We start from the raw sequence: 19,506 nt of genomic DNA, 5'->3' as shown, positions 1-19,506 counted from the left end.
GCTTCAGAGGACCCCCGAGTGCAGGCCGAAGCCGGCATTCTGTCCGTTTCTGTCGGGAACCTCACGGCGTTGGCGGTGCGGTGTGGTTAGCGGGCGCGGCGGGGGCCTCAGAGGCCCCCCAAATGCAGGCCGGGGTCGCCATCAGCCCGCTGCCGGTGGCGAGGCGGCCGCCGTCTCTGCGCCGGCGGTGGCGAGGGGGGCTAACTGGCTCAGCCCGTGCAGTCGCACCAGGCGCTCGCCGGTCTCGGCCAGATGCCGGCGGGCGTCGTCTGCCGACAGCGCCAGCGCGGAGGCCAGCAGAGCGGCGATCTCCGTCACCAGCGGAGCGGTCAGCTCGCCGGCGATGGCCAGCGCGGTGCGCCGCAGCAGCAGATCTTCCAGCCGGCAGACCTGTTCATGCCGAATCAGCCAGCGCAGCTCGTTCTCGCTGTAGCCGGCGTGATGGCGCAGCGGGCGATCGCCGTCGCGGCTCAGCAGGGCGATCAGCGGCACCGCACGGGTGCCGTAGCGGGTGACCAGCTGCGTGATGCGCGCCGGCGGCAAACCGCTGGCCTGCGCCAGCTGCGCCTCCCAGGCCCGCCGCCGCGCCGGGCTGGGAAAGTTCTGGCCGCCGCCAATCGGCAGCGCCGCGCTGGAGACGCGGCGGCGTTCGCCCAGCAGACGCAGCACCCGATCTGCCGCCTCCTCGCCAAAGCGGCGGAAGGTGGTCCACTTGCCGCCGACCAGGCACAGGGTGACAAAATCGCGATCTCCCTCCGGCGGCAGCAGGACCAGCGAGTGGCTGCGCGGAATGGCACCGTTGCTGTGCGCTTCGCTCACCGGCAGCGGGCGCACGCCGCAGTAGGTATAGCGCACCGCATCGGCATCGATGGCGATAGCGGGAAACACAAACCGCAGGGCGTCCAGCAGGTAATCGCGCTCTTCGCTTTCACACACCACCTCGTCCGGATCGTCTACGCGAATATCGGTCGTGCCAAGCAGTACGTGCTGATACCACGGAAACAGGATGCAGATGCGGCCTTCTCGGTTCTCAAAGTAGATCATCTCACCGTCCAGCGCGGCGTGCAGTGCCGGGCAGTCGAGAATCAGGTGCGATCCTTTGGTGCCGCCAATCAGCCGCGGGGCCGGGGCGGCCAGCTGTTGATTCAGGTTATCGATCCACGCACCGCCGGCGTTGACCACCACGTGCGGCTGCAGGGTGAAACGCTCGCCGCTCAGTGTGTCCTCCAGCGTCACGCGCCCGTCGCGGCAGTGCACCAGCCGCAAGTAGTTCAGCGCCAGGGCATGCGGACAGGCGCGCTCGCTGTCCTCAATCAGCTCCAGGCCGAGCCGCTCCGGCGCGCTGATCCAGGCATCAAAGTAGCTGGCGCTGCAGGTCACCCAGTCGGCAAAGTCGGGCCAGCGCTCGCGGGTGGCGGCCTTATCGTGCAGGGCGTGTTTCGGCAGGGTGCCATAGCGGCGGGTGTAAAGATCGTACAGCGTCAGGCCGCTGTGGATAAGCATCGCGCTGCGCCGTACCGGCGCCTGCGGCTGGCCAAAAAAACGCCTGGCGGCCGTGAGCATTCCGCCGTTCCAGCGGTCAATCGGAATGGTGGTGCGCAGCGGAAAGACGCAGTGGGGTGCGTTTTTTAACAGCCGATCGCGCTCAGTCACGGCTTCCTCGACCAGGGAAAATTCGCCGTTTTCCAGGTAGCGCAGGCCGCCGTGAATCATCCGCGACAGCGCGCTGCTGGCGCCCTGACACCAGTCGCCCTTCTCGATCAGGATAGCGGGGATGCCCTGCAGGGCCAGTTCGCGGAAGGTGCTGATGCCATTGATCCCCCCGCCAACAATCAGCACCGGCACCGGTCGCGACTGCCGCGCGCGCAGGTCGTCCAGGCGCGCGGCGCGGTGGATAACGCGGCGTTCAGTTAACTCAAGCATGTGTCCCTCCCGAAAGCGGCCGGCGATGCGCCGGACGGGCGCGACTCTGGCCGGGCCGCCGGGAGAGTATAGATGATTTCCGCCCCGCGCTGCGGCAAACCCCGCAGCGACGGTTACAGTGCCCCGGTCACGTACTGCGCCTCACCCCGGGCAAAACTCCAGTCGCTTTGCGCATTATTGATGAAGGCAATCATCAGGTCGCGTCCGTCCAGCCCGCAGTGGGTGTGCAGCTCACGCGCCAGCTCGGCCATAAAGTGCTGCTTCTGCGCATCGCTGCGCGGGCTGGTAAACACCCGCACCAGCACCTGCTGCGGACTGCGCTCAAAGCCCAGTCCGGTATCCTGCAGGATCATCCGGGAAGGTTTGTTTTCATAAACAATCTGGTAGCGATCGCGCTCGGGCACCTGAAAGGCGCTGAGTACCGCGCGGTGCGCCGCATCCAGCAGGGTTTGCAGCTCTTCATCGCTGCGTCCTTCCAGCAGATCAAATTGCAGTAACGGCATAAAAACCTCCTGAGTTATCGATGCAGAGGCCAGATTACGCGGAAAAAGGGGCGGGAAAAACCACTATACTGAAACTCATTATTTACTGTCGTGAACAATGGTAATGGACGAGATAACACCGGATGCGCTGTGGCTACCGCTCTACTGGCTCACCGTGCTGGCCGATCGGGGCAGCTTTACCCGCGCAGCCGAGCAGCTGGGGGTCAGCAAAGCGGCAATGAGTCAAAAAATAAAAGCGCTGGAGCGGCAGGCCGGCGTGCCGCTGGTCAGCCGCACCACCCGCAGCGTACGGCTCACGGCGCAGGGCGAGAAGCTGGTGGCGGAGTTACGGGAACCATTTAGCCACATCAGCCAGAGTTTTGCCGCGGTGCGCGATGCTTCCGGTCCGCTGCGCGGCCGGATCCGGGTCACCGCGCCGGTGGCTTTTGCCCGCCAGCAGCTGGTGCCGCACGTCACCGGTTTTTTGCGCGCCCATCCGCAGGTCAGGGTGCAGCTGGAGGTCTCTGACCGGCTGGTATCGCTGGTGAGTGAAGGCTACGATCTGGCGATTCGGCACAGCGATACGCTGCCGGATAGCCACATTGCGCTGCCGCTGTGCACTACGGAGCCGCTGCTGGTGGCTTCGCCCGACTATCTGCGCCACTGTGGTCAGCCGGCCACGCCGGCCTCCCTCGCCGCGCACCACTGCCTTTACTACCCGCGCGGATCGGCACCACCCGACTGGCACTTTACCCGCGATGGCGATCGCCCGGTGAGCGTCCGGGTCAGCGGTCCGTTTGCAACCAATAACAGTGAGTCGATCCGCGACGCGGCGCTGGCGGGTCTCGGCATTGCCCTGCTCCCGGACTTTAGCGCCCGGGGCGCGCTGGAGAGCGGGGCGCTCTGTCGGCTACTGCCGGACTGGCAGGTTCGCGGCGCGTTTGCCCGCCAGATCTCCCTGCTGCGCCCCTGGGCGCCCCAGGTACCGCGCGCGGTAACGGCGTTTAGCCAGTGGCTGCGCGCGGCGTTTGCCGCACCCTCAGGCTAACCATCCCTGCTGCTGCGCCAGCTGGAGGTGCTGGCTGAGGTGCTGCCACAGCGCCGGCCAGTCGCGCGCCAGCGCGGCGTTGCGGGCGATCACCTGCTCGAGGCGAATGCCGTTCTCCCGCCAGCTCTGCCCGCCGTTGTGCAGATTAAGCAGGATCGGCAGCGCCCGATCGAGCATGTTCGCAAAGCGCGCATCGGCGGATTCGCCGGCCTCATACTCCTGCCACAGGGCGCGAAAACGTGCGCCCTGCGCGCCCGGCAGCAGCCCAAAGATCCGTTCCGCCGCCGCCTGCTCCTGCGCCTGAACGGCCTCCCGTGCGGCGAGGTCGTATACCATCACGTCGCCGGCATCGATCTCCACCACATCGTGCAGCAGCGCCATCTGAATCACCCGATCCAGGTTCACCGCCTCGGCGGCCCACGGCGCAAGGGTCATGGCGGCCATCGCCAGGTGCCAGCTGTGCTCGGCGGAGTTCTCCTGGCGCGCATTGCCGATCAGGCGGGTGCGGCGCTCAACGCTTTTCAGCTTGTCGAGCTCCATCAGAAAGGCGACGCCGTCGCTCAGCGGGCCAAAATCAAACGTAGGGTGTGACATGGTCAAACTCTCCTTACTTATCCTGCCGGAATTGTAAAGTAATCGTTTGCGCAGCGCACGGCCCGCTGTGTTACAGCCATTCATAATTTATTTTCAGCTAACGCCTGTACTCTGAAATTATTCCCAGTTAGAGTGTTTCTGACTATTTTTAGCGCAACGTAGCGTTGCAGGGGGAGTCACTCAGGTGGATGTTATGCAAGATCGCGGCGCCCTGAAACAGGGATATTCACTGGCGGAAGAGATCGCCAACAGCATCAGCCACGGGCTCGGACTGGTGTTTGGTATTGTCGGCCTGGTGCTGATGTTAACCCAGGCAGTAGAGAGCCGCGCCGGCGTCACGGCGATCGTCAGCTACAGTCTCTACGGCGGCAGCATGATTGTGCTGTTTATGGCCTCCACCCTCTATCACGCCATCCCGCATCCGCGGGCGCGCTTCTGGCTGAAAAAAATTGACCACTGTGCTATCTATCTGCTGATCGCCGGCACCTATACCCCGTTTCTGCTGGTGGGACTTGGCTCGCCGCTGGCGCACGGACTGATGGTGGTTATCTGGAGCCTGGCGCTGCTGGGGGTGGTCTTTAAGCTGGCTTTTGCCCACCGCTTTGAGGTGCTGTCGCTAATCACCTACCTTGGCATGGGCTGGCTGTCGCTGATCGTGATTTATCAGCTGGCGATGCGCTTATCGGCCGGCAGCGTCTGGCTGCTGGCCCTCGGCGGCGTGATCTACTCGCTGGGGGTGATCTTTTATGCCAGCAAGCGTATTCCGTACAATCACGCCATCTGGCATGGCTTTGTTCTTGGCGGCAGCGTCTGCCACTTTCTCGCCATCTATCTGTACGTGAGGTGATCGGGCGGACGGGGCTGCGCCTCCGCCCGCGCGGTATCGCTACTCCGCCAGCGAATAGGGCAGCGGCTGAATACGCAGCTCGCCGCCCTCATCGCCTTCCAGCCGCAGCACGCTGTCTGCGGCGATATCGTTATTCAACACCGCCTGCACCCAGCAGGTGCCATCATCCAGCCGGACGCTGGCCAGAATGGTGCCGGTGCGGCGCCACTTATCGCCCATCTGCAGCTCCAGCGATCCGTTGACGTCGCCAGCGGCGCTGGCGCGGCCGGCCAGCCACCACAGGGCGCGCTTATTGGCACCGCGGAATTTGGCACGTGCCACCATCTCCTGTCCGGTGTAGCAGCCCTTCTTAAAGCTGATGGCGTCCAGCGCCTGCAGGTTGACGGCCTGCGGAATCAACTGCGCGCTGGTGGCGGCGTCGATCACCGGCAATCCGGCCTCAATATCCAGCGCCAGCCACTGCTGGCTGTCGTTTAATTGTGCGCTGGCGCGCAGGGCCGACGCCACCCGCTGCGCATCGGCGGTGGTCAGCACCAGCAGAAAACGCTCGGCGGGGCGGTCAAACCACAGCAGGGTCGCGTCCCCGGCCTGCACCACCGGGCTGTCGGCATCTGGCAGGTGCTCGAACAGCGGCGCCAGCGCGGCGCGCGCCTGGAAGCCGGCCACGCCCAGCAGCACCGCTTCGTTATCGGCGGCAATGGTCACTTTGGCGAAGATGGCATACTTTTTCAGCTCGGCGATTTGCGTCTCGCACAGTGACCGGCGTGCCAGATAGCCGTAGCCCTCGCCGCGATGAAACAGGCGCAGGGTGCTCCACATTTTGCCTTTGGCGTCGCAGTGAGCGGCTGGGCGATGCTGATCGGCCGCCAGCGCCGCGACGTCGAGGGTCAGCTGTCCCTGCAGATAGGTCGTGCTGTCGGTGCCCTGCACGCTGACCAGCGCCCAGTCGTTAAGCGACATCAGCGTCAGCGGCAGGCGCGCGGCGGCGGCGGGCTGGCGGGGGGGAAAAGTCATTTCAGACATGGGCATATCCTGGCAGTCAGTGAGTGACGAAATGCCTCCTATGTTAAAAGAGCCGAAAGCCAATGCAACACCTTTCCGACCCGGCGGCACAAAAGTGTGCGGATGCGAGCAGTGCCGCAAAGGGGCAAAAACGGCGTCGAGCCGTGCGGGTAAACGCGCTACACTAGCCGGCACTGTTTAGCTGCGAGCGCATCGATCATGGAAATCAACGATACAGCACGCATTCAGTGGGCCTGCCGCCGCGGCATGCTTGAGCTGGATGTCACCATTATGCCCTTCTTTAAGTATGAATATGCCGCGCTGAGCGACGCGCAGAAGCGGCAATTCATTCGCCTGCTGGAGCAGCCGGATCCGGATCTGTTTAACTGGCTGATGAACCACGGCGAGCCGGCCGACAGCGAGTTAAACGCGATGGTGCAGCTGATTCAGCAGCGTAATCAGGCGCGTGGACCGGTGCCGGTCTGAATGGCGGCCGTCGCGGCTGGCGCGGCGGCTGGCCGTGCTCCCGGCGCTGCTGATTGCCGGATTGCTGCTGGCCGGCTGGCCCACCGCCTGGCCGGCGCGCGGCCTGAACGCCTGTGGGCTGCTGGCCGTCGCGCTCGAGGCCCTGCGCTGGCGACAGCGCCTGGCAGCGGTCAGCGGCACCCTGCGACTGAGTGAGACGGGCGAGATTCACTGGCAGCAGCAGGTGTGGCAACGGCGCGGGCCGCTCTGGCTGCTGCCCTGGGCCGTCGGAGTGCCGCTGCGGCAGGGCAGAGGGCGTTATCGCGTGCTGTGGCTGATGCGCGATGCGCTCAGCGAAGCGGAGTGGCGCAGCTGGCGACGCGGCCTGCGGCGCGACTGACCGCGGGGGATCAGAGGGTGTCGGCCATCTCCGTCAGGATCTGTTCGCACCAGACGGCCAGCCGTTCATCGGTGAGGTCGAACTCATTGACGTCATCCAGCGCCAGGCCGGTAAAGTGCGTGCCGTTGTTCATCACCGCTTTGGAGGCGGTAAAGGTATAGCCCGCCACCGGCCAGTAGCCGACAAACTGCACGCCCATCGGCGTCAGCAGATCGTGCAGCAGACCCAGCGCGTCGAGGAACCACTCGCCGTAGCCCAGCGCATCGCCCATGCCGTACAGTGCCACCACTTTCCCGCGCAGCTGCAGCGTCGGCAGGGTGCACCAGATCGCCTCCCAGTCCTCCTGCAGCTCGCCAAAATCCCAGGTCGGGATCCCGAGGATCAGCATGTCATACTGCTCCATGAGCTGCGGCGGGTCGTCTTTAACGTTGTGCAGGGTCACCAGCCCGTCACCGATAATGTCGCGGATTTTCTCTGCCACCATTTCGGTATAGCAGGTGCTGGAACCGTAAAATAAGCCTATCTTCACGCGGAAACACTCTTTTCTGAACGCCTGCCGGCGAGTGTAGCAGAAAGCCGTTGGCGGCGGCAGCGTGGGGCGTGCGCGCCGTCAATAGCGACCCGGGACGATAATTTGCGATATACTGGCGACGATTTCACTGGCGGGAGGCCGCGTGCAGGACAGCGCACTACTTGAACAATTTCTCGATGCTTTGTGGATTGAGCGCAATCTGGCGCAAAATTCGCTGGAGGCCTACCGGCGCGATTTACGCACGCTGGCGGCGTGGCTGGCGGCGCGCGGCAGCGGGCTGCGCCATGCGCAGGCCAGCGATCTGCAGGACTTTCTCGCCGATCGGCAAGCGGGCGGCTATAAGGCCAGCAGCGCCGCCCGTCTGCTGAGCGCGATGCGGCGCTTTTATCAATACTGCTACCGGGAAAAGCTGCGGAGTGACGATCCCTGCGCACAGCTGGCGTCTCCCAAGCTGCCGCAGCGGCTGCCGAAAGATTTGACCGAAGCGCAGGTGGAACGGCTGCTGCAGGCGCCGGTGCTGGACGTGCCCATTGAGCTGCGCGACAAAGCGATGCTGGAACTGCTTTACGCCACGGGACTGCGCGTCTCAGAACTGGTAGGCTTAACCCTCAGTGATGTCAGCCTGCGCCAGGGCGTGGTGCGCGTCACCGGTAAGGGTAATAAAGAGCGGTTAGTGCCGCTGGGTGAAGAAGCGGTGCACTGGATTGAGCAGTTTATCGAATATGGCCGTCCCTGGCTGCTGAATGGTCGCACCATGGACGTGCTGTTTCCCAGCAATCGCGGGCAGCAGATGACGCGACAAACCTTCTGGCACCGGATCAAACACTACGCGGTGCTGGCCGGCATCGACAGCGAGAAGCTCTCCCCGCACGTGCTGCGGCATGCGTTTGCAACCCACCTGCTGAACCATGGCGCCGATTTGCGTGTCGTACAAATGCTGTTAGGGCACAGCGATCTCTCCACCACCCAAATTTATACGCATGTGGCCACCGAGCGCCTGCGTCAGTTACATCAACAGCATCATCCGCGCGCCTGACGCGCGGAGAATAAGGAAATAAGATGAAAAAGCGTGTAGTGCTGCTCTCCCTGCTGATGGCCGCTGCCAGCGGCTTCGCTCAGGCGGATAATGCAGCCATTCAGCAATCCCTGAACCGTCTTGGTCTGCATGAGACGGAAATTCAGCCGTCGCCGCTGCCGGGGACCAAAACCGTGCTCAGCGAGAGCGGCGTGCTGTACGTCACCGACGACGGCAAGCACTTTATTCAGGGGCCGCTGTATGACGTCAGCGGCAACCAGCCGGTGAACGTCACCAATCAGCAGCTGATGAAGAAAGTGGACGCGCTAAAAGATGAGATGATCGTCTACAAGGCGCCCAAAGAGCAGCACGTGATTACGGTGTTTACCGACATCACCTGCGGCTATTGCCACAAGCTGCACGAGCAGATGAAAGACTACAATGCGCTGGGCATTACCGTGCGCTACCTGGCTTTCCCGCGTGAAGGCATGCAGGGCAAGGTGGCGAAAGAGATGACCGCGATCTGGTGTGCTGCCGACCGTAATAAGGCGTTTGACGCGGTAGAAAACGGCAAGGCGCCGGCGCCGGCCAGCTGCAATATCGATCTCAGCAAGCACTACAAGCTGGGCGTGCTGTTTGGCATCCAGGGCACCCCGGCGATCCTGCTGGAGAACGGCATGATGGTGCCGGGTTACCAGGGACCGCAGGAGATGAAGCAGATGCTGGATAAGGTTAGCGCGCCACAGTGAAGCCGGTGACCGAACTGCGTCGCCGCCCTGTGCCGGCGGACGCTGCACTGCCGGAAAGCCTGTCGCCGCTGCTGCGGCGCCTGTATGCCAGCCGCGGCGTGACCGATGCCCGGGCGCTGGAGCGCGGGGCAAAACACCTGCTGCCGTTCCAGCAGCTGAACGGTATCGATCGCGCGGTGGCGGTCCTGCACCAGGCGCTGATTAACCAGCAACGCATCGTCATCGTTGGCGATTTTGACGCCGACGGTGCCACCAGTACCGCACTTAGCGTGCTGGCGCTGCGCAGCATGGGGGCCAGCAACGTCGCCTATCTGGTGCCCAACCGTTTTGAAGACGGCTATGGCCTCAGTCCGGAAGTGGTCGAGCAGGCCCATGCGCGCGGGGCGGAGCTGATTCTGACCGTGGATAACGGCATCTCATCGCACGCCGGGGTGGACAGCGCCCGGCAGCGCGGTATCCCGGTGGTGATCACCGATCACCACCTGCCCGGCGAGACGCTGCCGGCCGCGGCGGCGATCGTCAATCCCAACCTGGCGGACTGCGCGTTTGCATCGCGCGCGCTGGCCGGGGTCGGCGTGGCCTTCTACCTGATGCTGGCGCTGCGCGCCCACCTGCGTGAGCAACACTGGTTCAGCGACGCGCTGCCGGTACCCAACCTCGCCGATCTGCTGGATCTGGTGGCGCTGGGCACCGTGGCCGACGTGGTGCCGCTGGATGCCAATAACCGGATTCTGGTCTGGCAGGGGCTGAGCCGCATCCGCGCCGGCAAGTGCCGGCCCGGCATCCGCGCGCTGCTGGAGGTGGCCCGCCGCGACGGCAGCCAGCTGGCGGCCAGCGATCTGGGCTTTGCGCTCGGCCCGCGCTTAAACGCCGCCGGACGACTGGATGATATGTCAGTCGGGGTAGCGCTGCTGCTCAGCGACAGCATTGCCGAGGCGCGGATGCTGGCCAGCGAGCTGGATGCGCTCAATCAGACCCGTAAAGAGATTGAGCAGGGGATGCAGGCGGAGGCGCTGACCCTGTGCCAGTCGCTGGAAAATCAGCGCGAGGCGCTGCCCGTGGGCATCGCCATGTACCACCCCGAGTGGCATCAGGGCGTGGTCGGCATCCTCGCTTCGCGCCTGAAGGAGCGTTTCCATCGCCCGGTGATCGCTTTTGCGCCCGCCGGCGATGGCACTCTGAAAGGCTCGGGCCGGTCGGTCGCCGGGCTGCACCTGCGCGACGCGTTGGAGCGGTTGGATACCCTGTACCCCGGCATGATGCTGAAATTTGGCGGCCACGCCATGGCGGCGGGGCTGTCGCTACGCGAAAGCGAGTTTGATGGCTTTCGCGAGCGCTTTGCCGCGCTGGTGGCGGAGTGGCTCGACGCCGCGACGCTGCGGGGGGTTATCTGGTCCGACGGTGAGCTGCAGCCGCACGAGCTGACGCTGCACACCGCCGAGACGCTGCGCGAAGCCGGTCCGTGGGGGCAGGCGTTCCCGGAGCCGACCTTTGACGGCAGGTTTAAACTGCTGCAGCAGCGGCTGGTCGGCGAACGGCACCTGAAGGTGATGATCGAGCCGCTGGGCGGTGGGCCGCTGCTGGACGGCATTGCCTTTAACGTCGATACTGCGCTGTGGCCCGATCCGAGCGTGAAGCAGATTGAGCTGGCCTATAAGCTCGACGTCAACGAGTTTCGCGGCAATCGTAACGTCCAGCTGATTATCGACCATCTCCAGGCGCTGTAACCCGACAAAGCGTGACCGATCCTGCCCGGTTCGGTGCTGAAGGCGAATCGCTCCGGCCCTGGCAACAGGCCGGAACGTTACGCCACACTTACCCCGGGCGGCGGCTCAGCGCCAGCCTGGCGGCAAACAGCAGGAAGACGGCACCGGTGGTGCGATCCAGCCATTGCACCACGCCCTGGCGCTTCAGCAGTCCTGACAGGCGGCGGGTGCTGCCAATTAGCAGACCGGACCACAGCGTACCCAGCAGAATATGGATAAACACCAGGCCAAAGGTCCACAGCACCGGCGAATGGCCGCTGGGGATAAACTGCGGCAGAAATGAAACGTAGAAAATACCGACCTTGGGATTCAACAGGTTGCCGAAAAATCCGCGGACAAACCAATTTTGCGTGCTGCCCTCGAGTCTGACTTCCCCCATCCGCTGGCGAGGGTTAAGCAGCATGAGGACGCCCAGCCAGGCCAGATAAGCCGCGCCGCACCACTTCAACAGGTTATAGGCCAGCTCAGAGACGGCAATCAGCGCACCGAGGCCAAAAGCCACCGCCGCCGCCCACGCCAGACAGCCGGCGTTGATCCCCAGCTGCGCCTGTATCGCTTTTTGGGTTCCCTCCACCGCCGAGGTGCGCAAAATCAGGGCCGTATCCAGCCCTGGCGTCAGAGTCAGCAGCGTGGCAGCAAAGGTAAATGCCAGCAGGGCATCGGTCACGGTCATCTTTTTCTCCATTAAGACAAGGGATGCAGGGTTACGCGAAAAAAGTGGCGCAATGCTGAACAGGCAATGCGCGTTCAGTGCTACAAACAGGACGCCATTTCGGTTAAACTGCGTGGTTACCATTATGCCCTTTTCGATCACCTAATAAGATCTCAAAACCATGTTTGAAATTAATCCGGTAAAAAACCGTATCCAGGATCTCACTGAGCGCAGCAGCGTTCTTCGGGGGTATCTTTGACTATGATGCCAAGAAAGAGCGTCTTGAAGAAGTAAACGCCGAGCTGGAACAGCCGGACGTCTGGAACGAACCTGACCGCGCGCAGGCGCTGGGCAAAGAGCGATCCTCGCTGGAAGCGATTGTTAATACGCTCGATGAGCTGGCGCAGGGTCTGGAAGACGTCACTGGCCTGCTCGAACTGGCGGTCGAAGCCGACGACGAAGAGACTTTTAACGAGGCGGTTGCCGAACTGGACGGGCTGGAGAAGAAGCTCGGTGAGCTGGAGTTTCGCCGGATGTTCTCCGGTGAGTACGACGGCGCCGACTGCTACCTCGATATTCAGGCCGGCTCCGGCGGCACCGAAGCGCAGGACTGGGCCAGCATGCTGCTGCGCATGTACCTGCGCTGGGCCGAAGCGCGCGGATACAAAACCGAAGTTATCGAAGAGTCAGAAGGCGAAGTGGCCGGTCTTAAATCCGCCACCCTGCGCATTCAGGGCGACTACGCCTTCGGCTGGCTGCGTACCGAAACCGGCGTGCATCGCCTGGTGCGCAAAAGCCCGTTTGACTCCGGCGGGCGCCGTCACACCTCATTCAGCTCGGTGTTTATCTATCCCGAAGTGGATGACAACATCGACATTGAGATCAACCCGGCCGATCTGCGCATTGACGTCTACCGCGCCTCCGGCGCCGGCGGTCAGCACGTGAACAAAACCGAGTCCGCGGTGCGTATTACCCACCTGCCGACCAACATTGTGGTGCAGTGCCAGAACGACCGTTCGCAGCATAAAAACAAAGACCAGGCCTTCAAACAGCTGCGCGCCAAGCTGTATGAATATGAAATGCAAAAGAAAAATGCGGACAAGCAGGCGGCGGAAGACAACAAGTCTGATATCGGCTGGGGCAGCCAGATCCGCTCTTACGTGCTGGACGACTCGCGCATCAAAGATCTGCGCACCGGGGTCGAAACGCGTAATACCCAGGCGGTGCTGGATGGCGATCTGGACCGTTTTATCGAAGCAAGTTTGAAAGCAGGGCTATAAGGAACCGACATGTCTGAACAACACCCGCAGGGCGCCGATGCCGCACTTGAACTCAACAACGAACTGAAAGCGCGTCGCGAAAAGCTGGGCGCACTGCGCCGCCAGGGCGTGGCGTTTCCGAACGACTTCCGCCGCGACAGCACGGCGGATCGGCTGCACGCGCAGTATGACGACATCTCCGCTGAAGCGCTGGTCGGGGAGGGCGTGGAAGTGCGCGTTGCCGGCCGGATGATGACCCGCCGCATCATGGGCAAAGCTTCATTCGTGACCCTGCAGGACGTCGGCGGACGCATTCAGCTGTATGTTTCACGTGACGATCTGCCGGAAGGACACTATAACGAGCAGTTCAAAAAGTGGGATCTCGGAGACATCCTCGGCGCGCGCGGTACGCTGTTCAAAACCAAAACCGGTGAGCTGTCGATCCACTGCACCGAGCTGCGCCTGCTGACCAAAGCGCTGCGTCCGCTGCCGGACAAGTTCCACGGCCTGGCCGATCAGGAAACCCGCTATCGCCAGCGCTATCTGGATCTGATTGCCAACGACGAGTCGCGTAACACCTTTAAAATTCGCTCACAGATCATGGCCGGTATCCGCCACTTTATGGTGAAGCGCGACTTTATGGAAGTGGAAACGCCGATGATGCAGGTGATCCCGGGCGGGGCGTCAGCGCGTCCGTTTATCACCCATCACAATGCGCTGGATATCGACATGTACCTGCGCATCGCGCCGGAGCTGTACCTGAAGCGCCTGGTGGTGGGGGGCTTCGATCGCGTGTTCGAAATCAACCGCAACTTCCGTAATGAAGGGATCTCGCCGCGCCATAATCCGGAGTTCACCATGATGGAACTCTACATGGCGTACGCGGATTATAAGGATCTGATCGAACTCACCGAGAGCCTGTTCCGCACCCTGGCGCAGGACGTGCTGGGGCACACCGAAGTGCCTTACGGTGACCACACCTTCGATTTTGGTAAGCCGTTTGCCAAACTGACCATGCGCGAAGCGATCAAGCAGTACCGTCCGGAAACCGATCTTGCCGATCTCGACGATTTCGACAAGGCGGTGGCCATCGCGCAGGCGATCGGCATCAAGGTGGAAAAGAGCTGGGGACTGGGCCGCGTGGTCACCGAGATCTTCGAAGAGACCGCCGAGGCGCACCTGATCCAGCCGACCTTCATCACCGAATACCCGGCCGAGGTGTCGCCGCTGGCGCGCCGTAACGACCAGAACCCGGAGATCACCGACCGCTTTGAGTTCTTCATCGGCGGCCGCGAGATCGGTAATGGCTTCTCCGAGCTGAACGATGCGGAAGATCAGGCCGAGCGTTTCCTGCAGCAGGTCAACGCCAAGGACGCCGGTGACGATGAAGCGATGTTCTACGATGAAGACTACGTCACCGCGCTGGAGCACGGTCTGCCGCCGACCGCCGGCCTCGGCATCGGTATCGATCGCCTGGTGATGCTGTTTACCAACAGCCACACCATTCGCGACGTGATCCTGTTCCCGGCGCTGCGCCCCAGCGCCAAATAAGAGGTTAACGAAAACCCGCCGCTGGCGGGTTTTTTTATTCACTTCAGGGGGAGACTATGCCAACGCGACCGGCGTTTATTCGCCACTGGCAGGAACTGGAGCAGGAAGATTGTCCGCCGTATCCCGGCAGTGATGAACGTATGGCGTTCGGCGCCCCGCTGGGCAGGGCACTGGGGCTGACGCGAACAGGTATTCATCACGAGCGGCTGCTCCCCGGGCGGCGCCTGTCATGGCCGCATGCTGAGAGCCATGAAGAAGAATTCGTCTATGTGCTCGAGGGAACACCCGACGTCTGGATTAATGGCGAGTGCTATCCGCTTATCCCCGGCGATGCGGTTGCCTTTCCCGCCGGTACCGGCATTTGTCACACCTTTATTAATAACGGTGACGCAGAAGCGCGCTTTCTCGTTGTGGGGGAAGCAAACAAACCGGATAACCGCATCTGGTATCCACTTCATCCTGACTATGCCGCCACCCGCGACGATCGCTGGGAGAACCCGCCGCCGCAGATGATGGGGGCACACGAGGGTAAGCCCGCGCGGAAATAAGCCCGTGCGGCGGACTTATCATTAGATTAGCCCTGCCGTCTTATCCACGAATAGCGTGAGGCATAGCCCTCGCCGGTGTGGGTATTACGCCGGTAGCTGGCCTGCGCTTCCGCCTCGCAGTAGGTACACACCCCCAGCCGCTCAATCTGCGCGGCCGGTACGCCTTCGCGGCGCAGCAGCGCCTCCGCCAGCGCCGGCAGATCGCACCACTGACCGTGTTGCTGCGCCCGGGCCTGCGGCCGCCGGGCGCGCGGATTGTGCGCGGCCGTGGCAAAGAGGGGCAGCGTCGTGTCGTGCAGCAGCGGCGCGGCGCGCAGGCGGGCGATAGCCTCTTCGCCCAGCTCGTAGCAGCAGGGGCCTATCGACGGGCCAATCGCCACGAACAGCTCCCCGGGCGCGCTGCCCGCCGCCGCCAGCGCGCGCACCGCGGCGTTAATTACCCCCGCCGTAACCCCCTGAAGGCCGCCGTGCACCGCGGCCACCCGCCGTTGACGATTATCGGCAATCAGCAGCGGCAGGCAATCGGCGGTATACACCGCCACGGCGTGTTGCGCGCTGCCGATCACGGCGTCACCCGGCTGGCTTTTGGCCGGCCAGGCCTGCCGGTCGGTCAGCACCGTGGCGCTGTGGCGCTGATGCGCGTAGCGGGCGTCGGCGGGCGGCGGCTCGCCGGCCGGCTGAAAGGCGTGCTCCACCCAGGAAAGCTGGCGAAGCAGCGGGGAGTACAGGGGAGTAGACATCGTGCGCTCCTGACAAAACATCACGCCCTCATCATAACCTGAAACAGCGTTTTGCAAAGTCGTCATTCGCTACGCTGAGCGCTTCGCGGCGGGCGGGGCAGCGTAGCGCAACGGGACGATAATGAAACCGCGATGGCGGACGGCGCCGCATTGCTGATGGCACTGGCGGGCTGTGCACCTGATGCGGACCGCGCGCGGCAGCAGCTGCCTCAGCAAACGGTCATGGGGCTGAACCGGTTCCAGCAGTCCGGTGAGTATCGGGCGCTGGCGCTTCAGACGTTTCGCCTGGCGACGCAGGCATTCGACCGGGCGCCGCCTCCGGATGCGAAGCCGCGGGCGGCGGCGGTGGATCTGGGTGACACCCTGCTCGATAACCGCGCCTGCAGCGCCTGGCAGGTGCGAAGCGCGCAGCCTGACGGCAACGCCAGCGGGTCGTATTTGACGCAGGCGCGTCAGGCCTGGCCATTCCCGGCGCGGGTCGACGTTGCGCAGCACGTTCCCCGCGCGGGGGACACGCTGTTTTACGTATCTCACCGCGATCGGCAAGAGCACGCCGCGATCGTCGCGAACCTGACCCAACCGGGCTTCCGGCCGTCAATCATCCCCTGCGTCTGAAGCGCGGCAGCAGTAACAAGCAGGCGCGTTATGATGCCATTCCGGCTGCGGGTTATGCACCGTGCGGTACGCTGGCGATACCTCAATGATTCTGGCGCCGCCACCGGACATCAGGTTCATGCGCCGCGTCGGGCATGTGTCCGGCCGCATCAGGCGCAGGGTGGCACGCAGTCTATTACGCTGCCGAACCCGCTGTACGGTGACTGGGCGTCGGGAATGGCGCCGCACGACTTCCAGCTTAGTCCTGCAGGTGCGTGACGATCGGCTGCACGCCTCGCGGGAGTCATCATCGATAATCAGGCGGATAATACCGACTCTCACCGCCGTGATTCCCTCACTATTATTAATCAATAAAAAAAATTTAGTTATTTAACGAGATAGCCGTCTTTAAATTATCTTTATTTTTGTAAGTGTAATAAGTTTACATTGAGCAGTGTGTTTGTCGGATTACGATCCTATCATAATGATTTAATTAGTTACTCTCTGGGGTATGTCAATGCGCACCCTGCGCAGTAATGCCTCTCTGTAAAAACCGTACTTTATTTTAATAAAATTACAATTTTAATTAATTGTTGCTTATAAGATTAATCCTGGTTAATTCATTAATCCGCCGGTGCTAATAGTGATGGACCGAGATGAATGCACGCTTAACGGAGATCTCCGGCAAGTCGTGGTGAGGAAAAAGCGGACGGGCAGGCGTCAGGCCTGTTTGTCCCCGCAGAGAGAGCGTCATGTTAACCACCCTGAGTTCGCTGATTGCCAAAAATCGCAGTTGGGCCTTGCAGTGCCGTGACCGCAATGCCGACTATTTCGCCAAAGATGCCGAAGGGCAGGCGCCACACTCGCTGTGGATTGGCTGCTCCGACAGCCGCGTCCCCGCCGAGGTACTGACCGGCTCGCATCCCGGCGAGCTGTTTGTCCACCGCAATATCGCCAATATGGTAATGGCGGAGGATGACAACCTGATGAGCGTACTGCAGTACGCCATTGATTATCTTCGGGTCGCTAACATCGTGCTGTGTGGTCATTACGGCTGCGGCGGCGTGCAGGCGGCGGTCAATCTGCCGCAGATGGCGTTGAATGACGAAAACTCTGCGCTGTCGCGGCGAATTACCCGACTGCGCGGTGATTTGGCCGCGCACCTCCCCTGCGGTCGGACGGACGTGGCGCCGGAGGAGAACGTGGCGCGGCACGCCGCGCTGGTCGAGGCTAACGTGCTGGCGCAATTTGCCCATCTGATCCGCGTCGAGCCGGTGCGCAACGCCTGGCGGCGCGGCGCGCCGCTGGCGCTTCACGGCTGTATTTATGACCTGCACAGCGGCCACTTGCAAGCGCTTATCACCCAACAGCAAGAGGAGCTCTCCGCATGACGCTGAAAACGTTACGTCAGGATATTCCGGCCGGCCTGGTGGTCTTTTTGGTGGCGCTGCCGCTGTGCCTCGGCATTGCTCAGGCCAGCGGACTGCCGCCGTTTGTCGGGCTACTGACCGGGGTGATCGGCGGTTTGGTGGTCACCAGTCTGAGCCCGTCAACCTTTGCCGTTAGCGGGCCGGCGGCCGGCCTGGTCACGATTGTGGTGGCCGCGATCGCCTCACTGGGATCCTTCTCCGCCTTTCTGCTGGCGCTGGTGCTGGCCGGGATCCTGCAGGTCGCGCTGGGGATGCTGCGCGCCGGGCGTTTTATCTCACTGGTGCCGGGGAGCGTTATCAAAGGCATGCTGGCGGCGATAGGTATTTTACTGATCGTGCAGCAAATTCCGGTCGCGCTGGGGGCGGCGGACGGCAGCCTGTCGGCGCTGTTCGGCGGTGAAGTCGCCCTCTCACCGGCGGCGATCGCCGTGGCGCTGGGCGGGCTCTTCACCCTGTGGCTCTGGACGACGCCGGCGATCGCCCGCAGTAGAGCGCTGGGCTGGATCCCCGGCCCGCTGATGGCGGTGCTGCTGGGCTGCTGCGCGACGCTGCTTGGCGATCGTCTGGTTCCCGGCATGGCGCTGCCGCGCATCACGTTACCCGAGTTTAACAGCTTCGCCGCGCTGACCGCCGAGCTGGAGGCTCCGGACTGGCGGGCGTGGACCGACCCGTCGGTATACGTCGTGGCGCTCACCCTGGCGCTGGTCGCCAGTCTGGAAACGCTGCTCTCGCAGGAGGCGCTGAAGAAGCTGCGCCCGCAAAACCCGCCGCCGTCGCCGGATAAAGAGATGCGTGCGCAGGGCGTCGGCAATGTGCTGTGCGGCCTGCTGGGCGGGCTGCCGGTCACCGCGGTCATCGTACGCAGTTCGGTTAACGTCAGCGCCGGCGCGCAGAGTAAGACGTCTATTTTACTGCACGGCGTGCTGCTGCTGATCTGCGGATTGTGGTTCAGCCCGCTGTTAAATGCCATTCCGCTGGCCAGCCTGGCGGCCGTGCTGCTATGGACCGGCTATAAGCTGGCCGCGCCGCGTCTGGTTATCGACCAGCTGCGCGCCGGATGGCAGCAGGCGCTACCGTTCTTTGCCACCCTGGGCGGCATCCTGGCATTTGGCATGCTGGCGGGGATTGCGCTGGGGCTGGTGGCGCAGTTGCTGTGCAGCATTTACCAGAGCCATCGTTACGCCCTGCAGCTGACCCGCTATGAAGATCACTACGTGCTGCGCCTGCGACAGAACCTGACTTTTCTACACAATCCGCGTCTGCACAGCCTGCTGTCGCAGATCCCGGACCAAAGCGTGCTGATCGTCGAGCAGGAAAACGCCGGGTACATTGACCCGGACGTAAAGGCGGTGCTCAAAGACTTTGGTCAGGACGCGCCGGCGCGCGGAATTCAGCTCAATCAGTGGCCGCTGGCACAGAGCGGCTGATCACCGCCGGGCGCGCCGATCGTATGCGCCAGCGCGGGCCAGGAAGGGTATCGACCGCGCAGCCCGGGCCCGCCGGCCCTGAACAGCACACCGGCGCAGGGGAGCGAATCAATATCATTCGCTATCCCTGCTCCGCCACGAGGCCGCGCCCGTATTCTCTCAACTCCGCTATCCGATCAATATTCATCAATGCCGTCAGGTTTCTGTTACAGGCGTCCGCCTGATGCCCGCGCCGCTTGTAGCGGTACGAAATCCGCGGGCCGGACGGCCCCTCTTTTCATCACCGCCGTGGGCGGCGGGTCGGTCAGCCCGCGAAAGCCACAGAGTGGCATTCTGTTTCGCGGATTTGCGTAGCGCGAATGATTGCGTTACTCCGCGGCAGATATTGCCGTGCGCCACGCCAACAGGCGTCCGCCTGATGCCTGCGCCACTTGTAGCGGTACGAAATCCGCGGGCCGGACGGCCCCTCTTTTCATCACCGC

General features: G+C 63.0%; 20 protein-coding genes. 13 read left to right on the top strand and 7 right to left on the bottom strand.

Annotated features, from left to right (window positions below):
- Nucleotides 1-141 precede the first annotated feature (141 nt).
- Nucleotides 142-1,923 carry a glycerol-3-phosphate dehydrogenase/oxidase gene (locus BS626_RS11945; protein ID WP_075182634.1) on the bottom strand — a complete coding sequence of 594 codons (1,782 nt, stop codon included), beginning with the start codon at nucleotides 1,921-1,923 and terminating at the stop codon, nucleotides 142-144.
- A 113-nt stretch (nucleotides 1,924-2,036) separates the two neighbouring features.
- A complete protein-coding gene (locus tag BS626_RS11940) occupies nucleotides 2,037-2,426 on the bottom strand; it encodes a tautomerase family protein (protein ID WP_075182633.1) in 390 nt (129 codons plus the stop codon).
- Between the two features lie 103 nt (nucleotides 2,427-2,529).
- On the opposite strand from BS626_RS11940, the gene BS626_RS11935 reads away from it, so the two are divergent.
- Nucleotides 2,530-3,453, top strand: a complete 924-nt coding sequence (locus BS626_RS11935) for a LysR family transcriptional regulator (RefSeq protein WP_075182632.1) — start codon at nucleotides 2,530-2,532, stop codon at nucleotides 3,451-3,453.
- Here BS626_RS11935 and BS626_RS11930 read toward each other — a convergent pair.
- Nucleotides 3,445-4,047 carry an HD domain-containing protein gene (locus tag BS626_RS11930; RefSeq protein WP_083615957.1) on the bottom strand — a complete coding sequence of 201 codons (603 nt, stop codon included), beginning with the start codon at nucleotides 4,045-4,047 and terminating at the stop codon, nucleotides 3,445-3,447. The genes BS626_RS11935 and BS626_RS11930 overlap by 9 nt on opposite strands.
- Before the next feature lie 193 nt (nucleotides 4,048-4,240).
- Here BS626_RS11930 and BS626_RS11925 point away from each other — a divergent pair, with 193 nt between their 5' ends.
- Nucleotides 4,241-4,894: a hemolysin III family protein gene (locus BS626_RS11925; RefSeq protein WP_075182630.1), complete on the top strand. Its 654-nt coding sequence runs from the start codon at nucleotides 4,241-4,243 to the stop codon at nucleotides 4,892-4,894.
- 39 nt (nucleotides 4,895-4,933) lie between these two features.
- On the opposite strand, the gene ygfZ is transcribed toward BS626_RS11925, so the two are convergent.
- Nucleotides 4,934-5,917 carry a tRNA-modifying protein YgfZ gene (gene ygfZ / locus BS626_RS11920; RefSeq protein ID WP_075182629.1) on the bottom strand — a complete coding sequence of 328 codons (984 nt, stop codon included), beginning with the start codon at nucleotides 5,915-5,917 and terminating at the stop codon, nucleotides 4,934-4,936.
- Nucleotides 5,918-6,115: 198 nt separating this feature from the next.
- On the opposite strand from ygfZ, the gene sdhE reads away from it, so the two are divergent.
- Complete coding sequence (sdhE, locus tag BS626_RS11915; protein ID WP_075182628.1) at nucleotides 6,116-6,382, top strand: FAD assembly factor SdhE; 267 nt, start codon at nucleotides 6,116-6,118, stop codon at nucleotides 6,380-6,382.
- 34 nt (nucleotides 6,383-6,416) lie between these two features.
- Entirely contained in the window at nucleotides 6,417-6,761 is a 345-nt protein-coding gene (locus BS626_RS11910; RefSeq protein ID WP_170870462.1) for a protein YgfX, read from the top strand.
- 10 nt (nucleotides 6,762-6,771) lie between these two features.
- Here BS626_RS11910 and fldB read toward each other — a convergent pair whose 3' ends face one another.
- Entirely contained in the window at nucleotides 6,772-7,290 is a 519-nt protein-coding gene (gene fldB / locus BS626_RS11905; protein ID WP_075182626.1) for a flavodoxin FldB, read from the bottom strand.
- A 145-nt stretch (nucleotides 7,291-7,435) separates the two neighbouring features.
- Between fldB and xerD the strand changes: the two genes are divergently transcribed.
- Genes xerD through recJ form a run of 3 tightly spaced genes read left to right on the top strand, consistent with a single transcriptional unit; the run spans nucleotide 7,436 to nucleotide 10,784 of the window.
- Entirely contained in the window at nucleotides 7,436-8,329 is an 894-nt protein-coding gene (gene xerD / locus BS626_RS11900; RefSeq protein ID WP_075182625.1) for a site-specific tyrosine recombinase XerD, read from the top strand.
- Between the two features lie 23 nt (nucleotides 8,330-8,352).
- On the top strand, nucleotides 8,353-9,057 hold the full coding sequence (gene dsbC, locus BS626_RS11895; protein ID WP_075182624.1) for a bifunctional protein-disulfide isomerase/oxidoreductase DsbC: 705 nt from the start codon (nucleotides 8,353-8,355) through the stop codon (nucleotides 9,055-9,057).
- Nucleotides 9,054-10,784, top strand: coding sequence for a single-stranded-DNA-specific exonuclease RecJ (recJ, locus tag BS626_RS11890; RefSeq protein ID WP_075182623.1), 1,731 nt, complete (start codon nucleotides 9,054-9,056; stop codon nucleotides 10,782-10,784). The genes dsbC and recJ overlap by 4 nt, the downstream gene beginning before the upstream one ends.
- Before the next feature lie 88 nt (nucleotides 10,785-10,872).
- On the opposite strand, the gene BS626_RS11885 is transcribed toward recJ, so the two are convergent.
- Nucleotides 10,873-11,496 carry a LysE family translocator gene (locus BS626_RS11885; RefSeq protein WP_075182622.1) on the bottom strand — a complete coding sequence of 208 codons (624 nt, stop codon included), beginning with the start codon at nucleotides 11,494-11,496 and terminating at the stop codon, nucleotides 10,873-10,875.
- 160 nt (nucleotides 11,497-11,656) lie between these two features.
- Between BS626_RS11885 and prfB the strand changes: the two genes are divergently transcribed.
- From prfB to BS626_RS11870, 3 genes are all read left to right on the top strand, one after another.
- Nucleotides 11,657-12,755, top strand: a protein-coding gene (gene prfB, locus BS626_RS11880; protein ID WP_139308826.1) for a peptide chain release factor 2 whose coding sequence is annotated in 2 segments (ribosomal slippage) — nucleotides 11,657-11,731 and nucleotides 11,733-12,755 — 1,098 coding nt in all. Because the reading frame shifts where the segments join, the coding sequence is not laid out codon by codon here.
- A 9-nt stretch (nucleotides 12,756-12,764) separates the two neighbouring features.
- On the top strand, nucleotides 12,765-14,285 hold the full coding sequence (lysS, locus tag BS626_RS11875; RefSeq protein ID WP_075182621.1) for a lysine--tRNA ligase: 1,521 nt from the start codon (nucleotides 12,765-12,767) through the stop codon (nucleotides 14,283-14,285).
- 56 nt (nucleotides 14,286-14,341) lie between these two features.
- Nucleotides 14,342-14,833 carry a cupin domain-containing protein gene (locus BS626_RS11870; protein ID WP_075182620.1) on the top strand — a complete coding sequence of 164 codons (492 nt, stop codon included), beginning with the start codon at nucleotides 14,342-14,344 and terminating at the stop codon, nucleotides 14,831-14,833.
- A 26-nt stretch (nucleotides 14,834-14,859) separates the two neighbouring features.
- Here BS626_RS11870 and BS626_RS11865 read toward each other — a convergent pair whose 3' ends face one another.
- On the bottom strand, nucleotides 14,860-15,573 hold the full coding sequence (locus tag BS626_RS11865; RefSeq protein WP_075182619.1) for a polyphenol oxidase family protein: 714 nt from the start codon (nucleotides 15,571-15,573) through the stop codon (nucleotides 14,860-14,862).
- Nucleotides 15,574-15,705: 132 nt separating this feature from the next.
- On the opposite strand from BS626_RS11865, the gene BS626_RS11860 reads away from it, so the two are divergent.
- The 3 genes from BS626_RS11860 to BS626_RS11850 all read left to right on the top strand — a co-directional run bounded on the left by BS626_RS11860 (nucleotide 15,706) and on the right by BS626_RS11850 (nucleotide 19,024).
- The gene (locus BS626_RS11860) at nucleotides 15,706-16,188 is read left to right on the top strand and encodes an HAD family acid phosphatase (RefSeq protein WP_240494302.1); all 483 of its coding nucleotides are present in this window, start codon (nucleotides 15,706-15,708) and stop codon (nucleotides 16,186-16,188) included.
- A gap of 731 nt (nucleotides 16,189-16,919) precedes the next feature.
- Entirely contained in the window at nucleotides 16,920-17,558 is a 639-nt protein-coding gene (locus BS626_RS11855; protein WP_075182618.1) for a carbonic anhydrase, read from the top strand.
- A complete protein-coding gene (locus BS626_RS11850; protein ID WP_075182617.1) occupies nucleotides 17,555-19,024 on the top strand; it encodes a SulP family inorganic anion transporter in 1,470 nt (489 codons plus the stop codon). Before BS626_RS11855 ends, BS626_RS11850 begins: the two co-directional genes overlap by 4 nt.
- Nucleotides 19,025-19,506 lie beyond the last annotated feature (482 nt).

The organism is Pantoea sp. 1.19, assembly GCF_001922585.1.
Classification (GTDB): Bacteria; Pseudomonadota; Gammaproteobacteria; order Enterobacterales; family Enterobacteriaceae; genus 1-19.
The sequence above is the reverse complement of the archived record's forward strand: the minus strand, read 5'-3'. Positions and strand labels throughout refer to the sequence as shown.